The sequence below is a fragment of the Hymenobacter sp. NBH84 genome (genome assembly GCF_014217645.1).
Lineage (GTDB): Bacteria > Bacteroidota > Bacteroidia > Cytophagales > Hymenobacteraceae > Hymenobacter > Hymenobacter profundi.
In genome coordinates this window covers 4,436,409-4,447,564 of sequence record NZ_CP043644.1, presented here as the reverse complement: position 1 = coordinate 4,447,564, position 11,156 = coordinate 4,436,409, and the positions used below count along the sequence as shown (strand labels likewise).

The 11,156-nt window shown below is 58.0% G+C and carries 3 protein-coding genes; 2 read left to right on the top strand and 1 reads right to left on the bottom strand.

The features are described from left to right. Positions 1-452: 452 nt before the first annotated feature. A complete protein-coding gene (locus F1C16_RS18690; protein ID WP_185282107.1) occupies positions 453-3,188 on the bottom strand; it encodes a 4-alpha-glucanotransferase in 2,736 nt (911 codons plus the stop codon). Positions 3,189-3,412: 224 nt separating this feature from the next. Here F1C16_RS18690 and F1C16_RS18685 point away from each other — a divergent pair, with 224 nt between their 5' ends. Next, positions 3,413-8,626 (top strand): translocation/assembly module TamB domain-containing protein, encoded by a 5,214-nt coding sequence (locus F1C16_RS18685; RefSeq protein WP_185282106.1) that lies wholly within the window; start codon positions 3,413-3,415, stop codon positions 8,624-8,626. Between the two features lie 87 nt (positions 8,627-8,713). Next, a complete protein-coding gene (locus F1C16_RS18680) occupies positions 8,714-11,083 on the top strand; it encodes a BamA/TamA family outer membrane protein (protein ID WP_185282105.1) in 2,370 nt (789 codons plus the stop codon). Positions 11,084-11,156 lie beyond the last annotated feature (73 nt).

The following is an 11,156-nucleotide window of genomic DNA, read 5'->3' as shown; positions in this document are numbered from 1 at the left end:
ATTTTAGGAATAGAGTAATAACCTACTTACTGTATTCTATATAGCGACTCGCCAAAGCATTCTGGAATTTATTATAAAATGCTTTTTTTCAGTATTTTATAATAAATTATACAGTGTTCAACTTTACGAATATTAAGCCAACTTACTCCCGTAAATCAATCAAAATCTATCAACTTGGCATAATCGTATTTTGTCACTATTCCGCTTCCTCAATAAGCTGCTAAAACACTAGTTTAATTAATACTGCCCGAGATATGCACTTTAAAAAAATATAATATGCTTTACTCTATATACTTATTTTAATAACACTAGTACGGTTCAGCTTAGTATCGCATTTTATAATTTTAACAATATATTGTATACAAAAAAAGCCCTACTCCACACAAAGTGAAGCAGGGCTTTTCGTAGAATGTTACTGCGTTATTTTTGCAGATAGGAAGGGAGTAGTGGCATTACAGCAGAGCCCGACCGCGCACGGCTATTAATGTCTGTAACTCGTGATTGAAATTGGTGGCCCGATTCAGGTCTTCCAAATCGAGGTGCAGGCGGTATTTCCAGAAATGCTGCGGGTTGGCGGGCACGTTGATCTGCTCGTCCTGCGGGTTCTCGCGGCGCAGGTCGGCGCTGAGAGCCAACAGATCCTGGAGCGGGAAGATGGCCCACATGGCAGGCGAGTGCAGGTGTTGTGCCACAATCTCGCGGGCTACCCACGGCTCGCAGTAGTAAGGGGCTTGCTCGCCCCAATGGCCGAGGGTGTTCTCGAAGAAGTGCTGGGTTTTCTGGCGGTCTTCTTCCCACCAGCCGCGCAGTGTGCTCATGTCATGCGAGCCGGGGCTGACCACAGAGAGGTAGGGCGCGGCATCGGGGTGGCCGAACTCTACCTTAGGGTCGGAGGGCATGCGCTGGATGTTGAGGCCCAGGATGCCAAGCTGCTTCATCACGCCGGGCACCGAGGCAGGTACCATGCCCAGGTCTTCGCCGCAAATCAGCATGTTGGTGGCGTAGCGTACGGGCGGCAGCTTAATGAGGCCCTGCTCGCGCCAGAACTCCTCGTTGCGGCCGTAGAAGAAATTGATGTAGATGTCGTCGTAGAGTCGACGGCGGGCTTCGTCGCCGTCCAGTTCGCGGAAGGAGTAGGTTTTGTTGAGCGTGATGCGCGGGTGGTAATAGTCGTTGCCGGCGGGTAGGAACAGCACCTCGTTCACCAACTGATACAGGCCCGTACGCAGCCATTTGTAGTGGTCAGCGCTATGCGGCTCGCGGGCAATCTTTTCGTCTATATATGCCTCAATCTGACGCTGCGAGGCCACGTGCGGCTTCAGTTGGATGGCACCGTAACCAGCATCGTCCATGTACTCGTCGTACACGGCCTGGGCCTGGTCGTGGAAGATGTCTTGCAGCATGTGCCACCGGATGTAGGGCATGCACAGACGGCCATAGTCAAACCAACCCAAGCGGCGCTCAATCTCATCGCGGTGCAGGGGTAGGGCCGGCGCAAAGTGGCCCAGTAGACCCTCCACCGAGTTGCCGGGCATCTCCCAGATGCGGAAGAAGCCTAGGATGTGGTCGATGCGCAGGGCGTCGAAGTAGCGGGCTAAGTGGCCCATGCGCTGCTTCCACCACGCGTAGTCGTCCTCGGCCATGCGCTCCCAGTTGTAGGTAGGAAAGCGCCAGTTCTGGCCGGTGGTAGAGAAGTCGTCTGGTGGGGCGCCGGCCTGGCGGTCCATGTGGTACAGCTCGGGCTGAGTCCAGGCATCCACGGAGTGGCGGTAGATGCCAATGGGCAGGTCGCCCTTCAGCACCACGCCCCGCTCGCGGCCGTAGTTCACAGCGTCGAGCAGTTGCTTATCGAGGTGAAACTGCGTGAAAAAGTGCACGCCGAACTCGTCGAAGTCGGGTTGCGTCTGGGCCGTGAGAGCTTCCAGGTCGTGCGGAGCGCGGAACTCCTGGGGCCACTGCTGGAAATCGGCCGTCCCGAACCGGTCGCGTAGGGCTGAGAAGGCCGCGTACGGCACCAGCCAGCTGCGCTGCTCCTGCAAAAACGCTTTGAACGCCGGATCGGATAAGAACTGCTTTTTCTCTTGCTGGTAGAGCTTGCGAATAAACGCCCATTTGGCGTTCATCACCGGCTCGTAGTCCACAAAATCCTTGGCGTTCAGCTCCTCACGCAGGCGGTCCAGCTCGGCGCGGTCGGCGGGGTCTTGCAGCTCGGCCACCGCATCCAGGTTCAGGTACTGCGGGTGCAGGGCAAACACCGAAATAGCGGCGTAGGGGTAACTGTCTACCCAGGTATGGGTAGCGGTGGTATCGTTGATGGGCAATACCTGCACCAGTTGCAAATTGGTGCGCACGGCCCAGTCCATCAGCAGCTTCAAATCGGGGAACTCGCCTACCCCCAGGCCTTGCTGGCTGCGCAGGGCAAACACGGGGAGGGCCACGCCGGCCCCGCGCCAGTGACCGGTGGTGTAGCGGAAGTTTTCGTCGGCGCGCACGCGCAGGGTGTACTCCTGCTCGGAAGGCGGCAGCACCCGGTCTTCGCCGGTTTCCAGCTGCACCATGGTTTGAGTGGCCGGGTCCCAGATACCATACTTATATAAGGCAATGCGGTCGGGTTGGGCCAGGGTTACGTCGGCGTGCCAGGTAGGGTAGTCGGCATCCGATAGCACTAGGGCCTGCTTGGCATCCCAAGCGCCCAGGGCGGCATCGGAGCCCAGCACGCACACCTGGCAACCCGAGGGCACACGCGGCGCGGCCAACTGGAAGCGCACCGCGGTGTTGCCGGTCACGCCCTCCGTGGCAGCCTCAGCTGGCGCGGGGGTAGGACGGCGCATCAGGGCCTCGGTGAAAGCGGCCGTAAACAGCTCATTTTCGGGTTCGGCGGGTGCCCGCCAGAAATCGTGCAGCAGGACGCGCTGGTATTGGCCCTGCTGGTAGTCGATAGTACGATTAGGCCCCCATTCCCACTCCTGGGTACCGTCCTGCTGGTTCAGCAACATATACTTATAGGATACAGTGCCGCTGGCGGTATCTGGAAGGGTAATTTCCTGGCTCCAGGTGCCCACGGCGGGGTCGAAGTGCAGGTTTAGAGCCTGATCAAGGTTCCAGTTGCCCAGGCTGGGCTCAGAACCGCATACCACCAGGCGTTGCCCCCAGGCAGTGAAGTAGGGAATAGAAAAACGGAGAATCATACGCAGCGCGTGAGTAGGAAAAGAATGCGAAGGGTCTGGTAGGGTTTACGACCAAACCGGGTGCGAAGCTACAACTGTTAGCTATTAGCTGATGGCTGTTAACGTCGGCTTTTATGTGGAAGAAGCTAACAGCCGTCGGTCAATAGCTAATAGCCTCCGAAGCCAACCTAAGCGGGTAGTTTTGCGTTGGTTATCTCGATTCAATCTCTTTTTGCCTATTTCCCTTGCCTACTTTCGCCCGTCGCATCCTTTACGGTATTCTTGGTTTGCTGGCCTTTGTGCTGCTTCTTATTATAGGAGTGGTCGTTGCGCTGCAATTCCCGGGAGTGCAGGATTTTGCTGCCAACAAAGCAGCTTCCTACTTGCAAGATAAGATTGGCACAGAGGTGCGCATCGGTAAGTTTCGCACGGATTTCAAGCACGCCATCAGTCTAGACGGGGTGTATCTGGAAGACCAAAAAGGTGATACGCTGGTATCGGTGGGCCATTTGGGCGTCGATCTAGATTTGTGGGCCCTCACTAAGTCGGAAATCAACCTTAGCTCGCTGGAGCTGAACGACGGCACCGTGCACATCACGCGCACCGAGCCCGACAGCGCCTATAATTTCGACTACATCACGGCCGCGTTTGCCACCGGCGACACCACCACGGCGCCCGTTGACACCACGGGCGGCTTCAAGTACAACATCGGCGACGTGCGCCTCACCAACATCTTCCTGACCTACCAGGACCAGGTAGACGGCATGAACGTGCGCAGCCGGGTAGGTGAGCTGGCCGTGAATATGGAGGAGGTAGACGTAGATAAGTCCATTTACCGGGTTGGTGATGCCAAGCTGGCCCGCGCCGGCTTCAACATTCGGCAAACTAAAATAACGCCGGACACACCTTCTGAGCCGCTCACGCTCACGTTCGACCTAAACAAAGTGAACTTGGATACCGTGAGTCTGGTGTACCAGGATGACCCCTCGGGGCAGTACATCAATACCAAAATCGGGCAAGCAGAAGTAACCGCTGACAACATCGACCTGATTAACAGCAAGGTAGCCCTGAACTCGCTGGTGCTCAAAAACAGCACCTTCGCCTACGCCCAGAACAAAGACATACCGACGGAGCAGCGCACCATCAACCCCGCCGAGGTAGTGCGCGGATTGGATAGCGCCGTAACCAAAACCACCGGCGACTCGACCAGCTGGGCCGTGACGCTGAAGAAGTCTGACATCAGTGGCCTGGATGTGAAGTTCGACAACTTCAACGAGCCCAAGCAGAAGACCCGCGTGCCGGCCATGGACTACAACCACCTGGATTTTACGGACCTGGCCCTGCAAACCAACAACCTAGTATACACTGAAAACAGCACTACCGGCCGCATCAACGAGTTGAAGGGCAAGGAGCAAAGCGGCTTCCAGATCAACCACGCCGAGGCCGATGTGATATTCGATTCGGTGCAAACGCGCTTGGATAATCTCGACCTGGTAACGCCCAATACCCGCATCCGGCGCACGCTGGCCATGGGCTACGAAAGCCTAGGCGGCATTGCTGACGATATTGCCAACCTCAAGATTGAGGGCGACCTGCGCGAAACCCGCATCGGCTTCCGCGACATTCTCTACCTCTACCCCGACATTGCCAGCACCCCACCCTTCACCACTGGCCCCGACCAGTCGGTGCTGATTAGTGGGCAGGTGGACGGCCGTGTGGGCGACATGCGCATTCGCAACCTGAACTTTGTGGGCTTCCGCAATACGCAGGTGGTGGGCAGTGGCCGCATCCAGGGCCTGCCCGAAACGGACCGCCGCCTGTATGCCGATTTCGACGTGCAGAAGTTTACGACCACCGACGCGGATATTCGGAGCTTGGTACCCAAGGGTACCATTCCGGCTGGCTATTCCCTACCCCCCAACATTGCCGCATCGGGCACCTTCAAGGGTAGGCCCACGGCCATGGTATTTGACACCAATCTGAAGGTGCAAACCACCTACGGCAACGCCAATGCCGTGGTGAACATGGAAGCCGGTCCGGCTGGTCGGGAACCCATTACGGCCCGCTTTGCTGTGCAGAATTTCAATGTAGGCAAGGTGTTGCGCGACCCCACCATTGGCAGCGTAACGGCCACCGGCCGCTTCAACGGCCGTGGCCTCGACCCCAACACGATGGTAGGCCGCCTCGTGGCCGACGTGCAGCGCGCGGGCTACCAGGGTTATGTGTACCATGACATCAACGCGGTGGTAGACATCGACCGCAACAAGTACGACATCACGGCCCGTAGCGAGAAAGACGCCAACCTGGCCTTCACGCTCGACGGGGTAGTAAATCTGCGCGACGCCGACAACCCCGCGTACAGCTTCAATACCAACATCAAAGGTGCCAACCTCACCAAGCTGGGTTTCTATACCGGCGGTGATTTGCGGGTGCAGGGCAACCTGAACTTCGACCTGAGCGGAGCCAGCGCCAACACCATCAACGGCACGTTCTCGGGTACCGACGTAGCCATTGTGCTCGACAATCAGCCCATCGTCTTCGACCGGTTGCAGGGCAAGATTGTGCAACAGCCGGGCAACACGTCCTTGAACCTGGACTCGAATGTGTTGGCCGTGAACTTGCAAGGCAACACCCCACTTGGCGACTTGGCCACGGTGCTGCAAGAGCACATCGACCGCTATTTCGATTTGCCGGGCGTGCGCTACCAGCCAGGCGGACCTGTGCGGCAGTTCACCTTCGATGCCAGCTTGCTGGATACGCGCATTGCCACCAGCATGGTGGATGGCCTCACTACCCTGTCGCCCTTCAAGCTGACGGGTAGCTTTGACAGCCGCGATGCCGACCTGACCATGAATGCCCGCGTGCCGGTGATTGTGTACACCGGCTACCGCATGGATTCGCTACGCCTGAATGTGTCGTCGGACCCGCAGAAACTAGACTATGCCGTGCGCCTCAACCAGGTAACCCAAGACACTAGCCTGCGCCTCCCTCACCCCAGCCTCACGGGTAGCATCGCCAATAACAAGGTAGGCACGCACCTGCGCATTGCCGAAAAGGACAGCACCACCAAGCTGGACTTGGCTGGCGCGCTGCAGGTGCTCGAACAGGGTGATGCCTACTCGTTCAGCTTCGACCCCAAGCTGGTGCTCAACGACCAGCAGTGGACCGTGGCGCCCAACAACTCCATTGCTTACAACGTGAACAGCGGCGCCATTCGGGCCGAGAACGTGAATCTGAGCCAGGGCAACCAACTGATTGCCCTGCAAACCCTACCCGGCGCCGACTATCCGCTGCAAGCCCGCCTTCAAAACCTTGACCTGAACATGCTGGCTACGGCCGGCGGCTTGCAAGACTCGCTGGTAGGCGGCACGCTGAATGGCGAAGCCGTGGTGCGGGCCATTGGGCAGCCGCGCATGGCCTTCACAGCCGACGCGAACCTCAACCAATTTGCCTACAATAAATCGGTCATTGGGGATGTGTCGCTGAAAGCTACCAACCCTACCACCGACCGCTACGAGGTAGATGCCCGCCTGACCGGTGGCCCCAACAACAACGACGTGCGCGCCACCGGCGCCTACCTCGCCAGCGGCGCTTTGGATATGAACGTGAACGTAACGCGCCTGAACCTAGCCACCGCCGAGCCCTTCGCGGCCGGCGAGATTAAGGACATGAGCGGCTACCTCACGGGCCAGATGAGCATTGCAGGCACTACCAGCGCGCCCCAGATCCGGGGGAGCCTGAACACCAACGACGCAGGCTTCCGCATCACCCAGCTCGGCTCGCCCTTCACCCTACCCAACGAAAGCCTGGTGTTCGACGACCGGGGCATTCGCTTCGATAACTTCACGATTCTAGACTCGCTGCGCAACAAGGCCGTGGTGAATGGTTACGTGCTGACGCAGAATTACATCGACGACTACCGCTTCCAGCTTCGGGCCACTACCAATGATTTCATTGCCGTGCAGAGCACAGCGAAAGACAATGAGCTGTACTACGGCAAGCTGGTAGTAGACTCCGACACCCGCATCACCGGCGACCTGAACCTACCTAGAGTACGTACCACGGCTACCGTGGTAGACCCATCGGCGCTGACGGTGGTAGTGCCCAACGACGAAGCCGGTAAGGTAGAGAGCGAAGGCATTGTGCAGTTCATCGACAAGAGCGCGCCGCTGGATACCATGCTAGCCCGGCAAGTACAAGTTGATTCGGCGCAGACGGCAGCAGGCTTCGATATTGCCGCTACCATCACCATCAACGACGATACGCCCTTCACCATCATCATCGACCCCATCACCGGTGACAACCTGCGCGTGCAGGCATCGGGCACGCTGAACACTGCCATTGACCCGGCCGGTACTATCACGCTCAGCGGGGCGCTGGCTGTGAAAGAAGGTCAGTACCATATGTCGCTGTATGACTTGGTAGAGCGCGACTTCGAAATTGCGGAGGGTAGCACCATTGTATGGGCCGGCGACCCGTACAACGCCCAACTGAACGTGTCGGCCATCTACAACATCAAGGCCGCGCCTTCGGAGCTGCTGTCGTCGCAGGGCACCAACTCTGACACAGACAAGAACTTGGCCCGCAACACCATCCCGTTCCGCGTGTTCCTGAATGTGAAAGGCGAGATGCTGAAGCCGCTGATTGATTTCGACATTAAGCTGCCGGAAAACAACAGCTCTCCGCTACGTCCGCAGATCGAAAACCGCTTGGCGCAGTTGCGGCAGCCCAGCGAAACCAGCGAGCTAAACAAGCAGGTGTTCTCCCTGCTAGTACTGGGCCGCTTCATGACCGACGACCCCTTCCAGTCGACGGGTGGGGGTAGCATTGTGGGCGACCAGCTGCGCGGCTCGGCTAGCCAGGTGCTCACCCAGCAACTCAACAATCTCACAGGCAGCTACCTCTCCAACTTGGGCGTAGAGCTGGGGGTAGACTCGCAGAATCAGTTCGATAAGGCCGGCAACCAGAGCACCCGCACCGACCTGAACGTGGCCGTGCGCCGCCAGCTGCTCAATAACCGCCTCACGGTGCGCCTGGGGACCGATGTGCCCCTAGCTGGCGGTAACCCTGCCTCGCAGGGCAACCAGAGCGTCAGCAACTTTGGGGGCGACGTGAGCATTGAGTACAACATCCTAGAAAATGGCCGCCTGCGCCTGCGCGCCTACCGCAACAACGCCTACGGCGACATCGACGGGCAATACGTGCGCAACGGAGCCTCCCTGATTTTCCAGCGCGACTACCAAAACCTGGCCGACCTGTTTAAGGGAATCGATAAGGATGTGAAGCAGGAAAGCAAGCAGCGTCGCCGCCAGGACAAGGAAGAAAAGAAAGCTGCCCAGGACTCTACCGCTACCCGCAACGCCGCGGCACCCGCCCGCCGCGACTCCACCCGCACCACAGCGCGCCGGGACTCCACCCGCGCCCGCACCGTGGCCCGGCGCGACTCTACCCAGCGGTAGCGCGACGGGTTCTGGCGCTATCTTCGCGCCCTCCCTGCTCATTGTTTCGCCTCTTATTTCTGCCTTTTGATTCGTTTTTCTTCCCCGATGATGTCCCGCTTCTCGTTTCCGCTCTCGGTGCTGGTGGCCTCGCTGTGGCTGGCGGTGGCCGGGTGCAGCGGCACCAAGTTCATCCCCGAAGGCTCTAAGCTCTACACGGGTAGCACCGTGAAGCTGAAGTCGGACGCAGCTATTCCCAACGAAAGTGAGCTGACTACCCAGCTGGAGGGCGTGATTGCGCCTAAGCCCAATAGCTCCATTCTGGGCCTGCGGCCTAAGCTGTATTTCTGGCATATGGGGGTAGGCAAGGAAAAAGGCCTGGGCCATTGGCTGGCCGATAAGTACGGTGAAAAGCCCGTGCTGCTAGCCGAAGTAGACACCCAGCGGGTGCAGGACCTGATGCGGAACCGCCTCAACAACAACGGCTACTTCAAGCCTACCGTCACCAGCAAAATCATCACGAAGGACCAGACGGCTTCCGTTGATTACACGGCCAATGTGGGCAAGCCCTATCGCATCAAGGAGATTCACTTTCCCGACCGCGACACGCTGCTGGACGCCGCCATTCGGGCTACCCAGCCGGGCACGTTGCTGAAGGTAGGCGACCCGTATAACCTGCAAACGTTCATCAACGAGCGCACCCGCATCGACGCGGCCCTCAAGAACCAGGGCTATTATTACTTCACGCCCGAGTACATTCTTTTTCAGGTGGATAGCACCCTTGATAACGAGGCCAACGTGTACGTGAAGGTGAAGGGCACGATTCCGCCCAAGGCAGCGCGCCCCTACGTGCTCAACCGCGTAACGCTGAACACGGACTTCAAGCTCTCCGACACCACCACCAACGTGCAGCCCATGATGTACCAGGGCTACCGTTATTTCCCCGACGAGTCGATGTTCCGGGCCAAGGCCATTACCAACGCCGTATTCCTGTACCCCGACAGCGTGTATCGTCGTCGCCGCTCCGACCAGACCCTGGCCCGCCTCATGAGCCTGGGCACGTTTAAGTACGTGGATATTCAGTACCGCCCGGCCCGCAATGCCCCCGACTCGGCCGAGTACGGCAAGCTCAACTCCCTGGTGCGCATGACGCAGGTACCCAAGAAATCGTTGCGGGCAGAGCTGCAAATGAACGTGTCGAACATCTTTACGGGGCCGGCCTTGGTGGTGGAATACCGTAACCGCTCAGCCCTACGCGGCGCCGAGCAATTGATTGTCAACGCCACGGCGTCGGTAGAGCAGGGCAAGGGCACGTTGTCGGGCGTTACGTCCACGCAGTACGGCATTGATGCCAAACTGCTAGTACCGCGCCTGATTACGCCGCCGTTCGACATCCGATTGGCTAACTCCGACTTCCAGCCGCGTACGTTCTTTAACGCAGGGTATAAGCTGGTGTCGCGCACCGAGTATTTCCGGCAGGACGTGTTCAACCTGGGCTACGGCTACTCCTGGAAGACCAAAGCCACCAACGAGCAGCAGTTTCAACCCATTGACTTGCAATACAACCGCCTGAGCGGCGTGACGGGTAGGTTCCAGGATATTCTGGACCAGCGGCCGTTTCTAGCGCGCAGCTTTCGGCAACAGTTTATCCTGGGTAGCAGCTATACCTACACCTATAACCAGCAGGTGCTGGACAACAAGCGCAACCAGATTTATTTTAGCGGGGGCATCAATTTATCAGGTAATCTAGCCTACCTGATTCAGAGCCTCGCAGGCGCCAGCAAAACGCCCATAGGCGACACTAATCCGCGCGACGCCTATACGCTGTTTGGTCAGGCCTATTCGCAATACACCCAGGTAAACCTGGAACTACGCGACTATTTCCGTACGTCACTCGACCCTACCAGCGGCAACAAGTTTGCGACTCGCTTGCTGATTGGGGTAGGGATGCCCTACAAGAACTCCGACGTGCTGCCTTACCTCAAGCAGTACGGCATCGGTGGCCCCAACAGTATCCGGGCTTTCAACGCCCGCGGCCTCGGCCCCGGCACTTACCGCACTACGGCGGCCGAGCAAGGCGGCTTCTACGACCAGGTAGGCGACATCAAGCTGGAAGCCAACGTGGAATACCGCCAGGACCTGTTTCCCTACGTGAAGGGCGCCCTGTTTGTAGATGCCGGCAACGTGTGGCTGGTAAACGCCGACCCCAGCCGCGTCACCTACGACGACAATGGCAACCCCGACGGCCTGAATGGACAGTTTAAGTTCAACACGTTTATGAAACAGATAGCCGTGGGCGCTGGCGCCGGTATCCGCATCGACGTGCAATTCTTCGTGATTCGTCTGGACGCGGCGTATCCGCTCATCTATCCGTATTCTTTCGCAGCTCCGGTAGGCAGTCCGGAAGGCTTGTATGAAGATAAACCTACTGGCTTCAAGCCAGTGAAACTGAATATTGCTATCGGCTATCCGTTCTAGCGTTTCCTACCCTGTCAAACACAAAGAGGCCCGACCGTTTTCACGGTCGGGCCTCTTTGTGTTTAGCAAATTA